Origin of the sequence: Jilunia laotingensis, from assembly GCF_014385165.1 — a bacterium.
Classification (GTDB): Bacteria; Bacteroidota; Bacteroidia; order Bacteroidales; family Bacteroidaceae; genus Bacteroides; species Bacteroides laotingensis.
Window position 1 is genome coordinate 2001916 of sequence record NZ_JACRTF010000001.1, and the last position, 20937, is coordinate 2022852.

A 20937-nucleotide genomic window follows, 5' to 3' on the forward strand; every position below is an offset into this window, starting at 1 on the left:
TATGGAAATTAGAATTCAATCAATTCACTTTGACGCATCAGAGCAATTGCAGGCTTTCATTCAGAAGAAAGTGTCTAAGTTGGAGAAGTATTACGAAGATATAAAGAAAGTAGAGGTGTCATTAAAGGTAGTTAAACCGGAAGCGGCTGAGAATAAAGAAGCCGGTATTACAGTCTCTGTACCGAATAATGAATTTTATGCGTGTAAGGTTTGCGATACGTTTGAAGAAGCAGTCGATTTAAGTGTCGAAGCGCTCGAGAAACAGCTGGTTAAATACAAGGAAAAACAACGGACCAAATAAAAAGTTCGCAAATATTTTGCGGAAAAGAAATAAATAACTAAATTTGCAGCCGTTTCGCTCGCGTTAGAACGTGACGGTTGCATTTTTTGAATAGTTGCCTCTTTAGCTCAGTTGGCCAGAGCACGTGATTTGTAATCTCGGGGTCGTTGGTTCGAATCCGACAAGAGGCTCGAGGATGTGCGAAAGTCATCCGTAGCATTTTAGGGCAAATACCAGAGTGGCCAAATGGGGCAGACTGTAAATCTGCTGGCTTACGCCTTCGGTGGTTCGAATCCATCTTTGCCCACAAAAAAAAAGACCGAAAGACAATTTTGGCGAGAATGCGGAAGTAGCTCAGTTGATAGAGCATTAGCCTTCCAAGCTGAGGGTCGCGGGTTTGAGCCCCGTCTTCCGCTCTTATAATTTTCTTGCTGTTATAGCTCAGTGGTAGAGCACTTCCTTGGTAAGGAAGAGGTCCCGGGTTCAAGTCCCGGTAACAGCTCATAACATGTAAATGCTGATTATTAATCAAATAAATAACAAGTAAAGCTATGGCTAAAGAGAAATTTGAACGTACCAAACCGCACGTAAACATTGGTACAATCGGTCACGTAGACCACGGTAAGACAACGTTGACAGCTGCTATCACTACAGTGTTGGCAAAGAAAGGTCTTTCAGAACTGCGCTCTTTCGATTCTATCGATAACGCTCCTGAAGAAAAAGAAAGAGGTATTACTATCAATACTTCACACGTAGAATATCAGACTGCTAACCGTCACTATGCTCACGTTGACTGTCCGGGACACGCTGACTACGTTAAAAACATGGTAACTGGTGCTGCTCAGATGGACGGTGCTATCATCGTAGTTGCTGCTACTGATGGTCCGATGCCTCAGACTCGTGAACACATCCTTTTGGCTCGTCAGGTAAACGTGCCTCGTTTGGTTGTTTTCATGAATAAGTGCGATATGGTTGATGATGCTGAAATGTTGGAACTCGTTGAAATGGAAATGAGAGAACTTCTTTCATTCTATGATTTCGATGGTGACAATACTCCTATCATTCAGGGTTCTGCTCTTGGTGCATTGAACGGTGTAGAAAAATGGGAAGACAAAGTTATGGAGCTGATGGAAGCAGTTGATAACTGGATTCCACTTCCTCCGCGTGATGTTGATAAACCTTTCTTGATGCCGGTTGAAGACGTGTTCTCTATCACAGGTCGTGGTACTGTAGCAACAGGTCGTATCGAAACAGGTGTTATCCATGTAGGTGATGAAATTGAAATCCTCGGCTTGGGTGAAGATAAGAAATCTGTTGTAACTGGCGTTGAAATGTTCCGCAAATTGCTGGATCAGGGTGAAGCTGGTGATAACGTAGGTTTGTTGCTTCGTGGTATTGATAAGAACGAAATCAAACGTGGTATGGTTCTTTGTAAACCGGGTCAGATTAAACCGCACTCTAAATTCAAAGCTGAGGTTTATATCTTGAAGAAAGAAGAAGGTGGTCGTCATACTCCGTTCCATAACAAATATCGTCCTCAGTTCTATTTGCGTACTATGGACTGTACTGGTGAAATCACTTTGCCGGAAGGAACTGAAATGGTAATGCCGGGTGATAACGTAACTATTACTGTAGAATTGATCTATCCGGTAGCATTGAATCCGGGTCTTCGTTTCGCTATCCGCGAAGGTGGACGTACGGTAGGTGCTGGTCAGATTACTGAAATTCTTGACTAATATCCAATAAATTTAATCAGTTCCCGATAACCATCGGGAACTGATTAGTTACAAACGGGAGTAGCTCAGTTGGTAGAGCACCGGTCTCCAAAACCGGGTGTCGGGAGTTCGAGCCTCTCCTCCCGTGCTAATTTTTATAAGATGAAGAAAGTATTTACTTATATTAAAGAATCTTACGACGAACTTGTTCATAAAGTATCGTGGCCTACGTATTCTGAATTAACCAGTAGTGCAGTTGCTGTTTTATATGCTTCCCTGATAATTGCAGTAGTGGTGTTCCTTTTGGATCTCTGTTTCCAAAACTTAATGGAAAACTTAATTTATCCACATTAAAAAAAGAGTACGATGTCTGAGATTGAAAAAAAATGGTACGTTTTGCGTGCTATTAGTGGTAAAGAAGCTAAGGTAAAAGAGTATCTTGAGGCTGATATTAAAAACAGCGACCTTGGTGAGTATGTATCTCAGGTATTGATTCCTACCGAAAAGGTATATCAGGTTCGCAATGGTAAAAAAATTGTGAAGGAAAGAAGTTATCTTCCTGGTTATGTCTTGGTGGAGGCTGCTCTGGTTGGTGAGGTCGCTCACCACTTGAGAAATACGCCTAATGTGATAGGTTTTTTAGGTGGTTCCGATAAACCGGTGCCCCTCAGACAATCGGAAGTGAATCGAATACTTGGTACAGTTGACGAACTGCAAGAGACAGGAGAAGAGTTAAATATCCCGTATGTTGTAGGCGAAACTGTAAAGGTTACTTTTGGTCCTTTCAGCGGATTCAGTGGTATCATTGAAGAAGTGAACAGTGAAAAGAAGAAACTTAAGGTCATGGTGAAGATATTCGGGCGAAAAACACCGCTTGAATTAGGCTTTATGCAAGTAGAAAAAGAATAATGCAGGTGTTACGCTGTAGTATTCTTTATTAATTTTTATATATAAATCAATTAGAAAATGGCTAAAGAAGTTGCTGGACTAATCAAATTACAGATTAAAGGAGGCGCTGCAAATCCATCACCTCCCGTTGGACCTGCATTGGGTTCTAAGGGAATCAATATCATGGAATTTTGCAAGCAATTCAATGCCAGAACCCAGGACAAGGCAGGTAAAATATTACCTGTTATCATTACTTACTACGCAGATAAGTCTTTCGATTTTGTAATCAAGACTCCTCCCGTTGCTATTCAATTGCTTGAAGTAGCTAAGGTAAAGAGTGGTTCTGCTGAGCCTAACCGTAAGAAAGTTGCCGAGTTGACTTGGGAACAGGTTCGTACGATTGCTCAGGACAAAATGGTTGACTTGAACTGTTTTACTGTGGAAGCTGCCATGAAAATGGTTGCAGGTACAGCTAGAAGTATGGGTATCGCTGTAAAAGGGGACTTCCCGGTTAATAACTAATAAACTTCAATTGTAATGGGTAAACTGACAAAAAATCAAAAGTTAGCTGCAGGAAAGATTGAAGCAGGGAAAGCATACTCACTGAAAGAGGCTGCATCTTTGGTAAAGGAAATTACTTTTACCAAGTTTGATGCTTCATTAGATATAGATGTACGTTTAGGTGTTGACCCACGTAAGGCTAACCAGATGGTGAGAGGTGTCGTTTCACTTCCTCACGGTACGGGTAAGCAAGTTCGTGTGTTGGCTCTTTGTACACCGGATGCTGAAGCTGCTGCAAAAGAAGCTGGTGCCGACTATGTTGGTCTGGACGAATATATCGAAAAGATCAAAGGTGGATGGACAGATATTGATGTGATTATCACTATGCCATCTATCATGGGTAAAATTGGTGCGCTCGGTCGTGTACTCGGTCCTCGTGGATTGATGCCTAACCCGAAGAGTGGTACTGTAACTATGGATGTTGCTAAAGCTGTAAAAGAAGTAAAACAAGGTAAGATTGACTTTAAAGTTGATAAGAGCGGTATCGTTCATACCTCGGTTGGTAAAGTTTCATTCACTCCGGAACAAATTCGCGACAACGCAAAAGAGTTCATTGCTACATTGAATAAACTGAAACCATCTGCAGCCAAGGGTACATATATTAAGAGTATTTATCTTTCTAGCACGATGAGTGCAGGTATCAAAATCGATCCCAAAACAGTAGAGGAAATCTAATAAAACGGAGGAATAATGAGAAAGGAAGATAAAAATACGATTATTGCACAGATTGCTGAGACAATAAAGGAATATGGACACTTCTACTTAGTAGATGTAACAGCTATGAATGCAGCTGCTACCAGTGAATTGAGAAGAGCATGTTTCAAAGCAGACATCAAATTGATGGTTGTTAAGAACACATTGCTTCACAAGGCACTTGAGTCTCTTGAAGAAGATTTTTCTCCGCTTTATAGCTCTTTGACAGGTACTACGGCCGTTATGCTTTGTAACATTGCTAACGCGCCTGCAAAGTTGATTAAAGATAAGGCTAAAAACGGAGTTCCTGGACTGAAAGCAGCATATGCAGAAGAAAGCTTCTACGTTGGTGCAGACCAGTTGGATGCTCTCATCAGTATCAAGAGTAAGAATGAGGTTATTGCCGATATCGTTGCATTGCTGCAATCACCGGCCAAGAATGTTATTTCTGCTCTTCAATCAGGTGGAAACACCCTTCACGGACTTCTCAAAACTCTTGGTGAACGTCCAGAATAAATTTATAAATCAACAAAGTAATTAAACAATTAAAATCATACAAAAAATGGCAGATTTGAAAGCTTTTGCAGAACAACTAGTTAACTTGACAGTAAAAGAAGTTAATGAACTTGCAACTATCCTTAAAGATGAATACGGTATTGAACCTGCTGCTGCAGCTGTAGCTGTTGCTGCTGGTCCTGCAGCTGGTGCTGCTGCTGTAGAAGAAAAAAGTTCTTTCGACGTAGTATTAAAGAGCGCTGGTGCAGCTAAACTTCAGGTTGTAAAAGCCGTTAAAGAAGCTTGTGGACTTGGCTTGAAAGAAGCTAAAGACATGGTAGACGGCGCTCCTAGTGTAGTAAAAGAAGGTTTGGCTAAAGACGAAGCAGAATCATTGAAGAAAACATTGGAAGAAGCTGGAGCTGAAGTTGAACTTAAATAACATTAGCCTGGAAATCAGGTAATTCGGTTAAGAATCCTTCGAAAAAGGATTCTTAACCTTTTTGTGTATATATTTAAAATTAAGTTCTCCAAATTCATTGACAGATGTCTTCAAATACTGTAAATCAAAGAGTTAATTTTGCTTCGACTAAGAATCCGCTTGAATATCCGGATTTTCTGGAAGTACAATTGAAGTCATTCCAAGACTTTCTACAACTAGACACCCCGCCCGAGAAGCGTAAGAACGAGGGATTGTATAAAGTATTTGCTGAAAACTTCCCTATTGCCGATACAAGAAACAATTTTGTACTTGAGTTTTTGGATTACTATATTGATCCGCCGCGTTATACCATTGATGATTGTATAGAGCGTGGGCTTACTTATAGTGTTCCTTTGAAAGCAAAACTTAAGTTGTACTGTACCGACCCCGATCATGAAGATTTCGATACCGTGATACAGGATGTATTCCTTGGTCCGATTCCTTACATGACTGATAAGGCAACTTTTGTAATAAATGGTGCCGAACGTGTAGTTGTGTCTCAGCTTCATCGTTCTCCGGGTGTGTTCTTCGGTCAGAGTGTACATGCTAATGGCACGAAGCTTTATTCGGCTCGTATTATTCCATTCAAGGGTTCATGGATCGAGTTTGCTACCGACATCAACAACGTGATGTATGCTTACATCGACCGTAAGAAAAAATTGCCTGTTACAACGCTGTTGAGAGCGATTGGCTTTGAAAATGATAAGGACATTCTTGAGATTTTCAACCTAGCAGAGGATGTGAAGGTAAATAAGACCAATCTTAAGAAAATTGTAGGCCGTAAGTTGGCTGCTCGTGTTTTGAAAACCTGGATTGAAGATTTTGTTGATGAAGATACCGGTGAGGTAGTTTCTATCGAGCGTAATGAAGTTATTATCGACCGTGAGACTGTCATCGAGGAGGAACATATCAATGAAATTATCGAATCGGGCGTTCAGAACATCCTGATCCATAAGGATGAACCGAACCAGTCCGACTATTCTATAATATATAATACACTGCAGAAGGACCCGAGTAACTCGGAAAAAGAAGCTGTACTGTACATCTACCGGCAGTTGCGTAATGCAGATCCGGCTGATGATGCCAGCGCACGTGAGGTTATTAATAACCTGTTCTTCTCAGAAAAACGGTATGACCTTGGGGATGTAGGTCGTTATAGAATCAACAAGAAGTTGAATCTGACGACTGATATGGACGTACGCGTTCTTACCAAGGAAGATATCATTGAGATCATCAAATATCTGATTGAGTTGATTAACTCAAAGGCAGATGTGGATGATATTGACCACTTGAGCAACCGCCGTGTACGTACTGTAGGTGAACAGTTATCTAATCAATTTGCTGTAGGTTTGGCTCGTATGTCACGTACCATTCGGGAACGAATGAATGTCCGTGACAATGAGGTGTTTACTCCGATTGATTTGATCAATGCGAAGACGATTTCTTCTGTCATTAATTCGTTCTTTGGAACAAATGCATTATCGCAATTCATGGATCAAACGAACCCATTGGCAGAGATCACTCATAAACGTCGTATGTCTGCTCTTGGTCCTGGCGGTTTATCTCGTGAACGGGCCGGATTTGAGGTTCGTGACGTGCATTATACGCATTATGGTCGGCTTTGCCCGATCGAAACTCCGGAAGGTCCAAACATCGGTTTGATTTCATCTTTGTGTGTATTCGCCAAAATTAACGACCTCGGATTTATTGAAACTCCTTATCGTAAAGTCGATGGAAGCAGGGTAGATCTTTCTGATAATGGTTTGGTATATTTGACTGCTGAAGAGGAAGAAGGTAAGATTATTGCTCAGGGTAATGCTCCGTTGAATGATGATGGTACATTTGTTCGTAACAAAGTAAAATCTCGTCAAGATGCTGATTTCCCTGTAGTTGAGCCTGCAGAAGTTGAGCTAATGGATGTTTCTCCACAGCAAATTGCTTCTATTGCAGCATCATTGATTCCGTTCTTGGAGCATGATGATGCTAATCGTGCATTGATGGGATCGAACATGATGCGCCAGGCAGTACCATTGTTGAGAAGTGAAGCTCCGATTGTAGGTACGGGTATCGAACGCCAGTTGGTTAGAGATTCGCGCACGCAGATCACTGCTGAAGGGGATGGAGTGATTGATTTTGTTGATGCTACTACTATTCGTATTCTTTACGATCGTACGGAAGATGAAGAGTTTGTAAGTTTCGAACCAGCTCTGAAGGAATATAGAATACCTAAATTCCGTAAGACTAACCAAAATATGACCATCGACCTACGGCCTACCTGCAATAGAGGTGATCGAGTGACCAAAGGACAGATCCTGACAGAAGGTTATTCTACAGAAAACGGTGAACTTGCATTAGGTAAGAACTTACTTGTTGCTTATATGCCTTGGAAAGGATATAACTATGAGGATGCTATCGTGTTGAACGAACGTGTGGTTCGTGAAGACTTGCTTACTTCTGTGCATGTGGAAGAATATTCTTTGGAGGTTCGTGAGACTAAACGTGGTATGGAAGAGTTGACTTCTGATATTCCTAATGTAAGTGAAGAAGCAACCAAAGATCTTGATGAAAACGGTATTGTACGAATTGGTGCCCGTATTCAGCCGGGTGATATCATGATTGGTAAGATCACTCCAAAAGGTGAATCTGATCCTTCTCCGGAAGAAAAGTTACTCCGTGCTATTTTTGGTGACAAGGCTGGTGATGTTAAAGATGCTTCTTTGAAAGCTTCTCCTTCCCTGAAAGGTGTTGTCATTGATAAGAAACTTTTCTCACGAGTTATCAAGAATCGTAGCTCTAAATTGGCAGACAAGGCATTGCTTCCTAAGATTGATGATGAATTTGAAGGAAAGGCTTCTGATTTAAAGCGCATTCTTGTAAAGAAATTGATGACGCTTACTGAAGGTAAGGTTTCTCAAGGAGTGAAAGACTATTTGGGAGCTGAAGTTGTTGCGAAGGGTGCAAAATTCAGTGCTTCCGATTTCGATTCACTTGACTTTACTTCTATTCAGTTGAGCAACTGGACAAATGATGACCACACTAACGGTTTGATCCGTGACCTGGTTATGAACTATATTAAGAAATATAAAGAACTGGATGCTGAGTTGAAACGTAAGAAGTTTGCTATCACTATCGGTGATGAACTTCCTGCCGGAATCATCCAAATGGCTAAAGTATATATTGCCAAGAAGCGTAAGATCGGTGTTGGTGATAAAATGGCTGGTCGTCACGGTAATAAGGGTATCGTTTCACGTGTTGTACGTCAGGAAGATATGCCGTTCTTGGCAGATGGTACACCGGTTGACATTGTATTGAACCCATTGGGTGTACCTTCACGTATGAACATTGGGCAGATATTTGAAGCTGTTCTTGGACGTGCAGGTAAACAGCTCGGTGTGAAGTTTGCTACTCCTATCTTTGATGGTGCTACAATGGACGATTTGAATGAATGGACTGATAAGGCTGGTTTGCCACGTTATTGCAAGACATACCTTTGTGATGGTGGTACGGGCGAACAGTTCGACCAGCCTGCAACGGTCGGTGTGACTTATATGTTAAAACTCGGTCACATGGTTGAAGACAAGATGCACGCACGTTCTATCGGCCCGTATTCATTGATTACTCAGCAACCACTAGGTGGTAAGGCTCAGTTCGGTGGTCAGCGTTTCGGAGAAATGGAGGTTTGGGCACTCGAAGGCTTTGGCGCAGCGCATATACTCCAGGAAATCCTAACAATCAAGTCTGATGATGTTGTAGGACGTTCTAAGGCTTATGAAGCTATTGTTAAGGGTGAACCAATGCCGCAACCCGGTATTCCTGAATCTTTGAATGTGTTGTTACACGAATTGAGAGGTTTGGGCTTGAGTATTAACCTGGAATAATTATTTAGTTGAAAGTTGATAATTGAAAGTTGAAAGTGTATTCACTTTCTTCTTCCGGTTATCAATCTTCAACTTTCAACTTTCAACTTTTAATTTTCAACTATATTATAGTATGGCTTTTAGAAAAGATAATAAGACGAAGAGCAATTTCTCGAAAATCTCTATCGGTTTGGCTTCTCCCGAAGAAATCTTAGAGAATTCGAGTGGTGAAGTTTTAAAGCCTGAAACCATTAACTACCGTACGTACAAGCCCGAGCGTGATGGCTTGTTCTGTGAACGTATCTTTGGACCTATCAAAGATTATGAGTGCCATTGCGGTAAATATAAACGTATCCGTTATAAAGGTATCGTCTGTGACCGTTGTGGTGTGGAAGTTACTGAAAAGAAAGTACGTCGCGAACGTATGGGACACATCCAGTTAGTTGTGCCGGTGGCGCATATCTGGTACTTCCGTTCGCTTCCCAATAAAATCGGTTATTTGCTGGGATTGCCTACAAAGAAACTGGATTCTATTATTTATTATGAACGTTATGTTGTTATTCAGCCCGGTGTAAAGGCTGAGGACGGTGTAGCTGAATTTGATCTGCTTTCTGAAGAGGAATATTTGGATATACTGGATACTCTTCCGAAGGAAAATCAGTATTTAGAAGATTCGGATCCGAATAAATTCATTGCAAAGATGGGTGCAGAGGCCATTTATGACCTTTTGTCGCGTCTTGATTTGGATGCTTTATCATACGACTTACGTCATCGTGCAGGAAACGACGCATCTCAACAACGCAAGAATGAAGCTTTAAAGCGTCTTCAAGTGGTGGAATCATTCCGTGCTTCGCGAGGACGTAATAAGCCGGAATGGATGATTGTACGGATTGTACCGGTTATTCCTCCCGAACTTCGTCCGTTGGTTCCATTGGATGGTGGTCGTTTTGCGACATCTGACTTGAATGACTTGTATCGTCGTGTGATTATTCGTAACAATCGTTTAAAACGTCTGATTGAGATCAAAGCTCCGGAAGTGATCTTGCGTAATGAAAAACGTATGCTTCAGGAATCAGTAGACTCATTGTTTGATAACTCTCGCAAATCGAGTGCTGTAAAAACTGATGCTAACCGTCCGTTGAAATCACTGTCGGATAGTTTAAAGGGTAAGCAGGGCCGTTTTCGTCAGAATTTGCTTGGTAAACGTGTTGACTACTCTGCACGTTCGGTTATCGTTGTTGGTCCTGAGTTACGTATGGGTGAGTGCGGTATTCCTAAATTAATGGCTGCCGAACTTTATAAGCCGTTTATTATCCGTAAACTGATTGAACGCGGTATTGTAAAGACTGTAAAATCAGCAAAGAAGATCGTTGACCGCAAAGAGCCGGTAATCTGGGACATTCTTGAGCATGTAATGAAAGGACATCCTGTATTGTTGAATCGTGCCCCGACACTTCACCGACTCGGTATTCAAGCATTCCAGCCGAAGATGATTGAAGGTAAGGCTATTCAGCTGCATCCGCTTGCTTGTACAGCGTTCAATGCCGACTTTGACGGTGACCAGATGGCTGTCCATTTGCCTTTGAGCAATGAAGCTATTCTTGAAGCACAAATGTTGATGCTTCAATCACATAATATTTTGAATCCGGCTAATGGTGCCCCAATTACCGTACCTGCACAGGACATGGTTCTTGGATTATATTACATTACTAAATTACGTTCGGGTGCTAAAGGTGAAGGATTGACATTCTATGGACCGGAAGAAGCATTGATTGCTTACAATGAAGGTAGAGTGGATATCCATGCTCCAGTCAAAGTAATTGTGAAAGATGTAGATGAAAATGGCAATATTATAGATGTTATGCGTGAGACATCTGTCGGACGTGTAATTGTAAATGAAATTGTGCCGCCTGAAGCTGGTTATATCAATACGATTATTTCAAAGAAATCGCTTCGAGACATCATTAGTAATGTAATTAAGGTATGTGGTGTAGCTAAAGCTGCCGATTTCCTTGACGGTATCAAAAATTTGGGTTATGAGATGGCTTTTAAAGGTGGATTGTCATTCAACTTAGGCGATATCATCATTCCGAAGGAGAAAGAAGCGCTTGTTCAAAAAGGTTACGATGAAGTAGAGCAAGTGATCAATAATTATAACATGGGTTTCATCACCAATAACGAACGTTACAATCAGGTAATTGATATTTGGACACATGTGAACTCTGAATTGTCGAATATTCTGATGAAGACAATTTCTTCCGATGATCAGGGTTTCAACTCTGTATACATGATGCTTGATTCTGGTGCCCGTGGTTCTAAAGAGCAGATTCGTCAGTTGTCAGGTATGCGTGGTTTGATGGCTAAGCCCCAAAAAGCTGGTGCTGAGGGTGGTCAGATCATTGAAAACCCGATTCTGTCTAACTTTAAAGAGGGACTGTCGGTATTGGAGTATTTTATCTCTACCCATGGTGCCCGTAAAGGTTTGGCGGATACCGCTTTGAAGACTGCCGACGCAGGATATCTGACTCGTCGTCTGGTAGATGTGTCGCATGATGTCATTATAAATGAAGAAGATTGTGGTACGCTTCGTGGGCTGGTTTGTACAGACTTGAAGAATAACGATGAAGTGATTGCTACATTATATGAACGTATCTTGGGCCGCGTATCTGTACATGATATCATTCATCCGCAAACAGGTGAGTTATTGGTAGCCGGTGGAGATGAAATAACGGAAGACATCGCTAAGAAGATTCAAGAATCTCCGATCGAAAGTGTTGAAATCCGTTCGGTATTGACTTGTGAATCCAAGAAAGGGGTTTGTGCTAAATGTTATGGACGAAACTTGGCTACAGGCCGTATGGTTCAGCGAGGTGAAGCTGTAGGTGTAATTGCCGCCCAGTCTATCGGTGAGCCGGGTACACAGTTGACGCTGCGTACATTCCATGCCGGTGGTACTGCTGCTAATATTGCTGCTAATGCGAGTATTATTGCTAAGAATAATGCCCGGCTTGAATTTGATGAGCTTCGTACAGTTGATATCGTAGATGAAACAGGTGAATCTGCAAAAGTAGTGGTAGGTCGTTTGGCTGAGGTCCGTTTTGTGGATGTAAATACGAACATTGTTTTGTCTACTCATAACGTACCTTACGGTTCTACATTGTATGTTTCTGATGGCGAAGTGGTTGAAAAAGGTAAGCTTATTGCTAAGTGGGATCCATTCAATGCTGTTATCATTACGGAAGCTACAGGTAAGATCGAATTTGAGAATGTTATTGAGAATGTCACTTACAAAGTTGAATCGGATGAAGCAACCGGACTTCGTGAAATCATCATTATCGAATCTAAGGATAAGACAAAAGTTCCTTCTGTTCATATCGTTACTGAAGATGGTGATTTGATCCGTACTTATAACTTACCTGTAGGTGGACACGTTATCATTGAAAATAACCAGAAGGTGAAAGCTGGTGAAGTAATTGTTAAAATCCCACGTGCCGTAGGTAAGGCTGGTGATATCACCGGTGGTCTTCCTCGTGTTACTGAGCTGTTTGAAGCACGTAATCCGTCGAATCCGGCTATTGTATCTGAAATTGATGGTGAAGTCACTATGGGTAAGATCAAACGTGGTAATCGTGAGATCATTGTTACTTCTAAAACAGGTGAGGTTAAGAAATATTTGGTAGCTTTGTCTAAACAGATTCTGGTACAGGAGAATGACTATGTTCGTGCTGGTACTCCATTGTCTGATGGTGCCATTACGCCTGCCGATATTCTCGCTATTAAAGGTCCTACGGCAGTTCAGGAATATATTGTGAACGAGGTTCAAGATGTATACCGCTTGCAAGGTGTGAAGATCAACGATAAGCATTTTGAAATTATAGTTCGTCAGATGATGCGTAAAGTAGAAATAGACGAACCTGGTGATACTCGCTTCCTCGAACAACAGGTGGTTGATAAAATCGAGTTTATGGAAGAGAATGATCGTATCTGGGGCAAAAAAGTTGTTGTTGATGCTGGTGATTCTCAGAATCTGCAACCGGGACAGATTGTAACTGCGCGTAAATTGCGTGACGAGAATAGTATGTTGAAACGTCGTGACCTTAAACCGGTTGAAGTTCGTGATGCTGTTCCTGCAACGTCTACTCAGATTCTTCAAGGTATTACCCGTGCTGCTCTGCAAACTTCAAGTTTCATGTCTGCTGCTTCCTTCCAGGAAACGACGAAGGTATTGAATGAGGCTGCTATTAATGGTAAGATTGATAAGTTAGAGGGTATGAAGGAGAACGTTATTTGCGGTCATTTGATTCCTGCTGGTACAGGTCAGCGTGAATTTGATAAAATTATCGTAGGTTCAAAGGAAGAGTACGACCGTATTCTTGCTAACAAAAAAACCGTACTTGATTATAACGAAGTAGAATAATACAATCCAACTGACTATAATTAGAGAGGAGCAATTACCTTTATGGTGATTGCTCCTTTTTATAAGAAATCTGCGGTTATGAGTTACGGTATCAGATAGCTGCAACTTTGAGCAAATATTTAAGTGGTTAGGGTTTATTCAGTTGGATGGTTATAAATGAAATATGAGCATTCTATAATTTAATAAAATAAGTACTATTATGGAAAATCAAAATCCAAACAATCAGTTACAGATAGAACTGAAAGAAGAAGTCGCACAAGGGACTTACGCTAATTTGGCTATTATTACTCATTCAAGTTCGGAATTTATTCTCGATTTTGTACGTGTAATGCCAGGGGTACCTAAAGCTAGTGTTCAATCACGCATAGTGCTTGCTCCTGAACATGCAAAACGTTTGTTACGCGCTTTACAGGAAAATATAGCTAAATATGAACGTGTATTTGGTGAAATACGTATGCCGGGTGAAGTCAAAGGTGACATGTTTATTCCACCAATTTCAGATTTTAAAGGAGAAGCATAACACAATCGATAAGCATTGATTATAAAAGGCTGGTCTTTGGTTTTTGAATTATAAATCTAAAACCAAGGACCGGTCTTTTATATTAGGTATTTTCTATGGTTTATCAAACATGTGGATGAGAGTTCATATGTTGTGACAAATATGATTCGTCATTTCTTTTGTTTGATGCCAGTAAGCTGGTTATGAATGAGTTTTTTCTAAAAATATTGCTGTAAGCCATTGTTCGTTCAAATATTATTCGTATTTTTGCAGCCCGAAATGTATAGTTACGAAATAAATAGAATAATAATATAAATTAAAAAAACAATTTTAACATGCCTACAATTCAGCAATTAGTAAGAAAAGGACGCGAAGTGCTGGTGGAGAAAAGTAAATCTCCGGCCTTGGACTCATGTCCTCAAAGACGTGGCGTTTGCGTAAGAGTGTACACAACCACTCCGAAAAAACCGAACTCTGCAATGCGTAAAGTTGCCCGTGTACGTTTGACTAACCAAAAAGAAGTCAATTCGTATATTCCGGGAGAAGGACATAACTTGCAGGAACACTCAATCGTATTGGTACGTGGCGGTCGTGTGAAAGACCTTCCGGGTGTTCGTTATCATATCGTTCGGGGGACACTTGATACGGCAGGTGTAGCTGGACGTACTCAAAGACGCTCTAAATATGGTGCAAAACGTCCGAAACCAGGACAGGCAGCAGCTCCTGCAAAAGGAAAGAAAAAATAAAACATAGTATTTAGTAGTAATAACTTTCGTTTTAGTTTGTTGGAATAAGCTATAAAGGTTGAGTAAATTTTTCGGAGGGAAAATTGAAGACGTCAAGAAATAGACAGCCAAGAACAAAAACATTATTTTTCAAACAAATGAGAAAAGCAAAACCAAAAAAACGCGTAATCCTGCCGGATCCCGTGTTCAATGACCAAAAGGTTTCAAAATTCGTAAATCATCTGATGTATGATGGAAAGAAGAATACATCTTACGAAATCTTTTACGCAGCTTTAGAAACAGTTAAAGCTAAACTTCCTAATGAAGAGAAATCCGCTCTTGAAATATGGAAAAAAGCATTGGATAATGTAACTCCACAAGTTGAAGTAAAATCACGTCGTGTGGGGGGAGCAACTTTCCAAGTACCTACAGAAATCCGTCCGGATCGTAAAGAGTCAATTTCTATGAAGAATCTTATTCTTTACGCCCGTAAGAGAGGTGGTAAATCCATGGCTGATAAGTTGGCCGCTGAAATTATGGATGCATTCAATGAACAGGGAGGTGCATATAAACGTAAAGAAGATATGCATAGAATGGCAGAAGCTAACCGTGCATTTGCTCATTTCAGATTCTAATACTATTAAGAATAACCTATTAGATTAAAAACTTAAAGTAAAAGAATAAGAAAATGGCTAAACAAGATTTACATTTAACCCGCAATATCGGTATCATGGCTCACATTGATGCCGGAAAAACAACTACTTCCGAACGTATCCTATTTTACACCGGATTAACTCATAAAATAGGTGAGGTGCATGATGGTGCTGCTACAATGGACTGGATGGAACAGGAGCAGGAACGTGGTATTACTATTACTTCTGCTGCTACTACAACTCGTTGGAAGTATGGTAATGAAACTTATAAAATTAACTTGATTGACACTCCGGGACACGTTGACTTTACTGCCGAAGTGGAACGTTCACTTCGTGTGCTTGATGGCGCAGTCGCAGCTTATTGTGCTGTAGGTGGTGTTGAGCCACAGTCGGAAACGGTATGGCGCCAAGCTGACAAATATAACGTGCCGCGTATTGCATATGTGAACAAAATGGACCGTTCAGGTGCTGACTTCTTTGAAGTAGTGCGTCAAATGAAGGCTGTTTTGGGTGCTAATCCTTGTCCGGTTGTTATCCCTATCGGTGCCGAAGAAACTTTCAAAGGTTTGGTAGATTTAGTTAAAATGAAAGCGATCTACTGGCATGATGAAACCATGGGAGCCGACTATACAACTGAAGAGATCCCTGCAAATTTGGTTGATGAAGCTAATGAGTGGAGAGATAAGATGTTGGAAAAAGTAGCTGAATTTGATGATGCTTTGATGGAGAAATATTTTGATGATCCTTCTACTATCACTGAAGAAGAGATTCTGAGAGCTCTCCGTAATGCTACTGTTAAGATGGCTATAGTTCCGATGCTTTGTGGCTCTTCATTTAAGAACAAAGGTGTACAGACGTTGCTTGATTATGTTTGTGCTTTCTTGCCTTCTCCTTTGGATGCGGAAAATGTGATCGGTACCAATCCTAATACAGGTGCTGAGGAAGAACGTAAACCAAGTGATGACGATAAGACTTCGGCTTTGGCATTTAAGATTGCAACTGACCCGTATGTAGGCCGTTTGACTTTCTTCCGTGTATATTCGGGTAAGATTGAATCTGGTTCATATATTTATAACTCTCGCTCTGGTAAAAAAGAACGTGTTTCTCGTCTCTTCCAGATGCACTCAAATAAACAAAATCCGGTAGATGTAATTGGTGCTGGTGATATTGGTGCTGGTGTAGGTTTTAAAGATATACATACAGGAGATACGTTGTGTGATGAATCGGCACCTATTGTACTTGAATCTATGGACTTCCCGGAACCAGTAATCGGTATTGCTGTAGAGCCTAAGACTCAGAAAGATATGGATAAGCTGTCTAACGGTTTGGCTAAATTGGCTGAAGAAGATCCGACGTTTACTGTTAAAACTGACGAGCAAACAGGCCAGACGGTTATTTCGGGTATGGGCGAGCTTCACTTAGATATTATTATTGACCGTCTTAAACGTGAGTTCAAAGTAGAGTGTAATCAAGGTAAACCTCAGGTTAACTACAAAGAGGCTATCACTAAGACAGTTAACTTGCGTGAAGTTTACAAAAAACAATCTGGTGGTCGTGGTAAATTTGCTGACATCATTGTGAACATCGGTCCGGTTGATGAGGATTTTAAAGAAGGCGGATTACAGTTTGTTGATGAAGTAAAGGGAGGTAATATTCCCAAAGAATTTATCCCTGCTGTACAGAAAGGTTTTACAACAGCAATGAAAAATGGCGTTTTGGCCGGTTATCCTCTTGATTCACTGAAGGTGACTTTGGTTGATGGCTCGTTCCACCCGGTGGATTCTGACCAGTTGTCTTTTGAAATTTGTGCTATTCAGGCTTATAGAAATGCTTGTGCTAAGGCGGGTCCTGTTTTAATGGAGCCTATCATGAAACTGGAAGTTGTAACTCCGGAAGAAAACATGGGTGATGTTATTGGTGACTTGAATAAGCGCCGTGGGCAAGTTGAAGGAATGGAGTCGAGTCGTTCAGGTGCTCGTATTGTTAAGGCAATGGTACCGTTGGCAGAAATGTTCGGATATGTGACTGCTTTACGTACTATTACTTCAGGACGTGCAACTTCTTCAATGGTTTACTCTCATCATGCTCAGGTCTCTAATTCTATTGCTAAGGCTGTATTAGAAGAAGTTAAGGGACGTGCTGATTTGATTTAACGAAAATATCTGAAGCTGCAGGCTAGCGAATGACTCTTAGCCTGCCGCTTTATCCTATTTATATACTTATTAATAACAAAAAACAATGAGTCAGAAAATTAGAATTAAACTGAAATCTTATGACCACAACTTGGTTGACAAGTCAGCTGAGAAGATTGTGAGAACTGTGAAGGCTACCGGTGCTATTGTTAGTGGTCCGATACCCCTTCCAACGCACAAACGTATTTTTACTGTCAATCGCTCGACTTTCGTAAATAAAAAGTCTCGTGAGCAGTTTGAACTCTCATCTTATAAAAGATTGATCGATATCTATAGTTCAACAGCTAAGACGGTAGATGCTCTGATGAAGTTGGAGTTACCGAGTGGTGTAGAAGTGGAAATTAAAGTTTGATAATTAAAAATTAGTGAAATGCCAGGATTATTAGGAAAAAAAATCGGAATGACATCCGTTTTCAGTGCCGATGGTAAGAATGTACCATGCACTGTTATCGAAGCAGGTCCTTGTGTTGTTACTCAGGTTAAGACTGTAGAGAAAGATGGCTATGCTGCTGTTCAGTTGGGTTTCCAGGACAAAAAGGAAAAACATACAACTAAGCCGTTGATGGGACATTTTAAAAGAGCTGGAGTAACACCGAAGAGACACTTGGCCGAGTTCAAAGAATTTGAAAATGAGTTAAATCTGGGTGATACGGTTACCGTGGAGTTGTTTGATGGTACAGATTATGTTGATGTTGTCGGGACTTCCAAGGGTAAAGGTTTCCAGGGTGTTGTTAAAAGGCATGGCTTTGGCGGTGTAGGCCAGTCTACACATGGTCAGCACAACCGTGCTCGTAAGCCGGGTTCTATCGGTGCTTGTTCTTATCCTGCAAAAGTATTCAAAGGAATGCGTATGGGTGGACAAATGGGTGGTGAAAGAGTCACTGTTCAAAACTTACAGGTATTAAAAGTAATCGCGGAACATAACCTTCTTTTGATTAAAGGTTCTATCCCTGGTTGCAAAGGTTCAATCGTATTAATTGAGAAATAATGGAAGTTAACGTATATAACATTAAAGGTGAAGACACTGGGAGAAAGGTTACGTTAAACGAATCTATCTTCGGAATTGAGCCCAACGACCATGCTATCTATTTGGACGTAAAGCAATTTATGGCTAATCAGCGTCAGGGTACTCATAAATCAAAAGAAAGAAGTGAAATCAGTGGATCTACTCGTAAAATCGGTCGTCAGAAAGGTGGCGGTGGTGCGCGTCGTGGAGACATGAATTCTCCAGTACTTGTTGGTGGTGGACGTGTATTCGGTCCGAAGCCGAGAGACTACTACTTCAAGTTGAATAAAAAAGTTAAGACATTGGCTCGTAAGTCTGCTTTGTCTTATAAAGCTCAAAACAATGGGATTGTTGTAGTTGAGGACTTCACTTTTGAGGCTCCGAAGACAAAGGATTTCGTTGCAATGACAAAAAATCTTAAAGTTTCTGATAAAAAACTGCTTGTAATTTTACCAGAAGCAAATAAAAACGTATATTTGTCAGCTCGTAACATTGAGGGTGCTAATGTGCAGACTATCTCAGGATTAAATACTTACAGAGTATTGAATGCTGGGGTTGTTGTGCTTACTGAAAACTCTTTGAAAGCTATTGACAATATCTTAATTTAAAAAGGAGGCTTAAATAATGGGAATTATTATTAAACCGTTGGTGACAGAAAAAATGACTGCAATAACTGATAAGCTGAATCGTTTTGGCTTTGTTGTGCGTCCTGAAGCTAACAAACTGGAAATTAAGAATGAAGTTGAAGCCCTTTATAATGTTACAGTGGTTGATGTGAATACGGCTAGATATGCCGGCAAGAATAAGAGCCGTTATACGAAGGCAGGTATCATCAATGGCCGTACAAACGCTTTCAAAAAAGCGATTGTAACATTGAAAGAAGGAGATACTATTGATTTTTATAGCAATATTTAATAAAAATGGCAGTACGTAAATTTAAGCCCACAACACCGGGGCAAAGACATAAAATTATTGGTACTTTCGAAGAAATTACTGCATCAGTACCAGAAAAGTCTCTTGTATATGGTAAGAAATCATCAGGAGGTCGTAACAACGAAGGTAAGATGACCATGCGCTACATAGGTGGCGGCCATAGAAAGGTGATCAGAATTGTCGATTTCAAGAGAAATAAAGACGGTGTTCCAGCAGTTGTGAAAACTATAGAATACGATCCGAATCGTTCGGCTCGTATCGCTTTGTTGTTTTATGCTGATGGAGAAAAAAGATATATTATTGCTCCCAATGGATTGCAAGTTGGTGCGACTTTGATGTCAGGTGAAAATGCAGCGCCAGAGATTGGTAATGCACTTCCTCTTCAGAATATTCCTGTCGGTACTGTGATTCATAATATTGAATTACGTCCGGGGCAGGGTGCTGCTTTGGTTCGTTCGGCTGGTAATTTTGCTCAGTTAACTTCAAGAGAGGGTAAATACTGTGTTATTAAATTGCCTTCAGGTGAAGTTAGACAGATACTTAGCACTTGTAAAGCTACTATCGGTAGTGTAGGTAATTCGGATCATGGATTGGAAAGTTCAGGTAAAGCAGGACGTTCTCGTTGGTTAGGACGTCGTCCTCGTAACCGTGGTGTTGTGATGAACCCGGTTGATCATCCTATGGGTGGTGGTGAAGGACGTGCTTCCGGAGGACACCCAAGATCTCGTAAGGGATTGTATGCTAAGGGACTTAAGACTAGAGCTCCTAAGAAACAATCATCTAAGTATATTATAGAGAGAAGAAAGAAGTAATCTGATTAATTGAGTAAACTATGAGTCGTTCATTAAAAAAAGGTCCGTATATTAACGTTAAGCTTGAGAAGAAGATTCTTGCTATGAATGAATCAGGCAAGAAGGTTGTTGTTAAGACTTGGGCCAGAGCTTCAATGATTTCGCCTGATTTTGTAGGCCATACAGTTGCAGTTCATAACGGAAATAAATTTATTCCTGTATACGTTACCGAAAATATGGTAGGTCACAAGTTGGGTGAATTTGCCCCAACTCGTACTTTCAGAGGACACGCTGGTAATAAGAAAAAATAACAGGATTTATCTGAAATAATAAAGTAATAAATATAATGGGAGCAAGAAAAAAAATATCGGCTGATAAAAGAAAAGAAGCCCTTAAGACCATGTATTTTGCTAAATTGCAAAATGTTCCTACTTCTCCTCGCAAAATGCGTCTCGTGGCTGACATGATTCGCGGGATGGAAGTGAACAGAGCACTTGGCGTTTTGAAGTTTTCTTCAAAAGAAGCTGCAGCAAGAGTGGAGAAATTACTACGCTCTGCGATAGCTAATTGGGAGCAGAAAAACGAACGTAAAGCTGAAAGCGGTGAATTATATGTAACTAAGATTTTTGTTGATGGTGGTGCTACGCTCAAAAGAATGAGACCGGCTCCGCAGGGTAGAGGTTACAGAATCCGTAAACGTTCAAATCACGTGACGTTGTTCGTTGATTCTAAAAGTAATAACGAAGATTAA

21 protein-coding genes and 5 tRNA genes are annotated in these 20937 nt (G+C 40.7%); all 26 read left to right on the plus strand.

The genetic code is table 11. The features are described from left to right. Position 1 precedes the first annotated feature (1 nt). The gene (gene hpf / locus H8744_RS07490; RefSeq protein ID WP_262434257.1) at positions 2-301 is read left to right on the plus strand and encodes a ribosome hibernation-promoting factor, HPF/YfiA family; all 300 of its coding nucleotides are present in this window, start codon (positions 2-4) and stop codon (positions 299-301) included. 96 nt (positions 302-397) lie between these two features. Then, a tRNA-Thr gene (locus H8744_RS07495) sits at positions 398-471 on the plus strand. 33 nt (positions 472-504) lie between these two features. Next, positions 505-587, plus strand: a tRNA-Tyr gene (locus tag H8744_RS07500). A 36-nt stretch (positions 588-623) separates the two neighbouring features. After that, positions 624-696 (plus strand) — tRNA-Gly (locus tag H8744_RS07505). Positions 697-710: 14 nt separating this feature from the next. Next, a tRNA-Thr gene (locus H8744_RS07510) sits at positions 711-782 on the plus strand. A 49-nt stretch (positions 783-831) separates the two neighbouring features. Beyond that, complete coding sequence (gene tuf, locus H8744_RS07515; RefSeq protein ID WP_262434258.1) at positions 832-2016, plus strand: elongation factor Tu; 1185 nt, start codon at positions 832-834, stop codon at positions 2014-2016. A gap of 54 nt (positions 2017-2070) precedes the next feature. Next, positions 2071-2143: transfer RNA gene (locus H8744_RS07520), tRNA-Trp, on the plus strand. Between the two features lie 14 nt (positions 2144-2157). Then, complete coding sequence (gene secE, locus H8744_RS19020; protein WP_369411000.1) at positions 2158-2349, plus strand: preprotein translocase subunit SecE; 192 nt, start codon at positions 2158-2160, stop codon at positions 2347-2349. Positions 2350-2361: 12 nt separating this feature from the next. Next, positions 2362-2904 carry a transcription termination/antitermination protein NusG gene (gene nusG, locus H8744_RS07525; RefSeq protein ID WP_262434259.1) on the plus strand — a complete coding sequence of 181 codons (543 nt, stop codon included), beginning with the start codon at positions 2362-2364 and terminating at the stop codon, positions 2902-2904. 57 nt (positions 2905-2961) lie between these two features. Then, complete coding sequence (gene rplK / locus H8744_RS07530) at positions 2962-3405, plus strand: 50S ribosomal protein L11 (RefSeq protein ID WP_262434260.1); 444 nt, start codon at positions 2962-2964, stop codon at positions 3403-3405. Positions 3406-3420: 15 nt separating this feature from the next. Further along, the gene (gene rplA, locus H8744_RS07535; RefSeq protein WP_262434261.1) at positions 3421-4119 is read left to right on the plus strand and encodes a 50S ribosomal protein L1; all 699 of its coding nucleotides are present in this window, start codon (positions 3421-3423) and stop codon (positions 4117-4119) included. A gap of 15 nt (positions 4120-4134) precedes the next feature. Then, positions 4135-4653: a 50S ribosomal protein L10 gene (gene rplJ / locus H8744_RS07540; protein ID WP_262434262.1), complete on the plus strand. Its 519-nt coding sequence runs from the start codon at positions 4135-4137 to the stop codon at positions 4651-4653. A 46-nt stretch (positions 4654-4699) separates the two neighbouring features. Further along, on the plus strand, positions 4700-5074 hold the full coding sequence (rplL, locus tag H8744_RS07545; RefSeq protein ID WP_262434263.1) for a 50S ribosomal protein L7/L12: 375 nt from the start codon (positions 4700-4702) through the stop codon (positions 5072-5074). 104 nt (positions 5075-5178) lie between these two features. After that, positions 5179-8991 carry a DNA-directed RNA polymerase subunit beta gene (rpoB, locus tag H8744_RS07550; protein ID WP_305067349.1) on the plus strand — a complete coding sequence of 1271 codons (3813 nt, stop codon included), beginning with the start codon at positions 5179-5181 and terminating at the stop codon, positions 8989-8991. Between the two features lie 112 nt (positions 8992-9103). Continuing rightward, positions 9104-13387 carry a DNA-directed RNA polymerase subunit beta' gene (gene rpoC / locus H8744_RS07555; protein ID WP_262434264.1) on the plus strand — a complete coding sequence of 1428 codons (4284 nt, stop codon included), beginning with the start codon at positions 9104-9106 and terminating at the stop codon, positions 13385-13387. A 199-nt stretch (positions 13388-13586) separates the two neighbouring features. After that, on the plus strand, positions 13587-13907 hold the full coding sequence (locus H8744_RS07560) for a DUF3467 domain-containing protein (RefSeq protein ID WP_262434265.1): 321 nt from the start codon (positions 13587-13589) through the stop codon (positions 13905-13907). 314 nt (positions 13908-14221) lie between these two features. Further along, entirely contained in the window at positions 14222-14632 is a 411-nt protein-coding gene (rpsL, locus tag H8744_RS07565) for a 30S ribosomal protein S12 (protein ID WP_002558078.1), read from the plus strand. A gap of 137 nt (positions 14633-14769) precedes the next feature. After that, positions 14770-15246 (plus strand): 30S ribosomal protein S7, encoded by a 477-nt coding sequence (gene rpsG / locus H8744_RS07570; protein ID WP_262434266.1) that lies wholly within the window; start codon positions 14770-14772, stop codon positions 15244-15246. A 53-nt stretch (positions 15247-15299) separates the two neighbouring features. Further along, positions 15300-17417: an elongation factor G gene (gene fusA / locus H8744_RS07575; RefSeq protein ID WP_262434267.1), complete on the plus strand. Its 2118-nt coding sequence runs from the start codon at positions 15300-15302 to the stop codon at positions 17415-17417. 85 nt (positions 17418-17502) lie between these two features. Next, complete coding sequence (rpsJ, locus tag H8744_RS07580; RefSeq protein ID WP_002558075.1) at positions 17503-17808, plus strand: 30S ribosomal protein S10; 306 nt, start codon at positions 17503-17505, stop codon at positions 17806-17808. Between the two features lie 18 nt (positions 17809-17826). Continuing rightward, the gene (gene rplC, locus H8744_RS07585; protein WP_262434268.1) at positions 17827-18444 is read left to right on the plus strand and encodes a 50S ribosomal protein L3; all 618 of its coding nucleotides are present in this window, start codon (positions 17827-17829) and stop codon (positions 18442-18444) included. Then, the gene (gene rplD / locus H8744_RS07590) at positions 18444-19070 is read left to right on the plus strand and encodes a 50S ribosomal protein L4 (RefSeq protein WP_262434269.1); all 627 of its coding nucleotides are present in this window, start codon (positions 18444-18446) and stop codon (positions 19068-19070) included. Before rplC ends, rplD begins: the two co-directional genes overlap by 1 nt. Positions 19071-19086: 16 nt before the next feature. After that, positions 19087-19377, plus strand: a complete 291-nt coding sequence (rplW, locus tag H8744_RS07595; RefSeq protein ID WP_262434270.1) for a 50S ribosomal protein L23 — start codon at positions 19087-19089, stop codon at positions 19375-19377. Positions 19378-19382: 5 nt separating this feature from the next. Further along, positions 19383-20207: a 50S ribosomal protein L2 gene (gene rplB, locus H8744_RS07600; protein ID WP_262434271.1), complete on the plus strand. Its 825-nt coding sequence runs from the start codon at positions 19383-19385 to the stop codon at positions 20205-20207. A gap of 20 nt (positions 20208-20227) precedes the next feature. Next, positions 20228-20497, plus strand: a complete 270-nt coding sequence (gene rpsS / locus H8744_RS07605; RefSeq protein ID WP_249053856.1) for a 30S ribosomal protein S19 — start codon at positions 20228-20230, stop codon at positions 20495-20497. 35 nt (positions 20498-20532) lie between these two features. After that, complete coding sequence (gene rplV / locus H8744_RS07610) at positions 20533-20937, plus strand: 50S ribosomal protein L22 (protein WP_262434272.1); 405 nt, start codon at positions 20533-20535, stop codon at positions 20935-20937.

Bases quoted from the DNA above. Each gene is read 5' to 3' on its own strand.
- hpf (WP_262434257.1), top strand. From the start codon at position 2: ATGGAAATTAGAATTCAATCAATTCACTTTGACGCATCAGAGCAATTG.
- tuf (WP_262434258.1), top strand. From the start codon at position 832: ATGGCTAAAGAGAAATTTGAACGTACCAAACCGCACGTAAACATTGGT.
- secE (WP_369411000.1), top strand. From the start codon at position 2,158: ATGAAGAAAGTATTTACTTATATTAAAGAATCTTACGACGAACTTGTT.
- nusG (WP_262434259.1), top strand. From the start codon at position 2,362: ATGTCTGAGATTGAAAAAAAATGGTACGTTTTGCGTGCTATTAGTGGT.
- rplK (WP_262434260.1), top strand. From the start codon at position 2,962: ATGGCTAAAGAAGTTGCTGGACTAATCAAATTACAGATTAAAGGAGGC.
- rplA (WP_262434261.1), top strand. From the start codon at position 3,421: ATGGGTAAACTGACAAAAAATCAAAAGTTAGCTGCAGGAAAGATTGAA.
- rplJ (WP_262434262.1), top strand. From the start codon at position 4,135: ATGAGAAAGGAAGATAAAAATACGATTATTGCACAGATTGCTGAGACA.
- rplL (WP_262434263.1), top strand. From the start codon at position 4,700: ATGGCAGATTTGAAAGCTTTTGCAGAACAACTAGTTAACTTGACAGTA.
- rpoB (WP_305067349.1), top strand. From the start codon at position 5,179: ATGTCTTCAAATACTGTAAATCAAAGAGTTAATTTTGCTTCGACTAAG.
- rpoC (WP_262434264.1), top strand. From the start codon at position 9,104: ATGGCTTTTAGAAAAGATAATAAGACGAAGAGCAATTTCTCGAAAATC.
- H8744_RS07560 (WP_262434265.1), top strand. From the start codon at position 13,587: ATGGAAAATCAAAATCCAAACAATCAGTTACAGATAGAACTGAAAGAA.
- rpsL (WP_002558078.1), top strand. From the start codon at position 14,222: ATGCCTACAATTCAGCAATTAGTAAGAAAAGGACGCGAAGTGCTGGTG.
- rpsG (WP_262434266.1), top strand. From the start codon at position 14,770: ATGAGAAAAGCAAAACCAAAAAAACGCGTAATCCTGCCGGATCCCGTG.
- fusA (WP_262434267.1), top strand. From the start codon at position 15,300: ATGGCTAAACAAGATTTACATTTAACCCGCAATATCGGTATCATGGCT.
- rpsJ (WP_002558075.1), top strand. From the start codon at position 17,503: ATGAGTCAGAAAATTAGAATTAAACTGAAATCTTATGACCACAACTTG.
- rplC (WP_262434268.1), top strand. From the start codon at position 17,827: ATGCCAGGATTATTAGGAAAAAAAATCGGAATGACATCCGTTTTCAGT.
- rplD (WP_262434269.1), top strand. From the start codon at position 18,444: ATGGAAGTTAACGTATATAACATTAAAGGTGAAGACACTGGGAGAAAG.
- rplW (WP_262434270.1), top strand. From the start codon at position 19,087: ATGGGAATTATTATTAAACCGTTGGTGACAGAAAAAATGACTGCAATA.
- rplB (WP_262434271.1), top strand. From the start codon at position 19,383: ATGGCAGTACGTAAATTTAAGCCCACAACACCGGGGCAAAGACATAAA.
- rpsS (WP_249053856.1), top strand. From the start codon at position 20,228: ATGAGTCGTTCATTAAAAAAAGGTCCGTATATTAACGTTAAGCTTGAG.
- rplV (WP_262434272.1), top strand. From the start codon at position 20,533: ATGGGAGCAAGAAAAAAAATATCGGCTGATAAAAGAAAAGAAGCCCTT.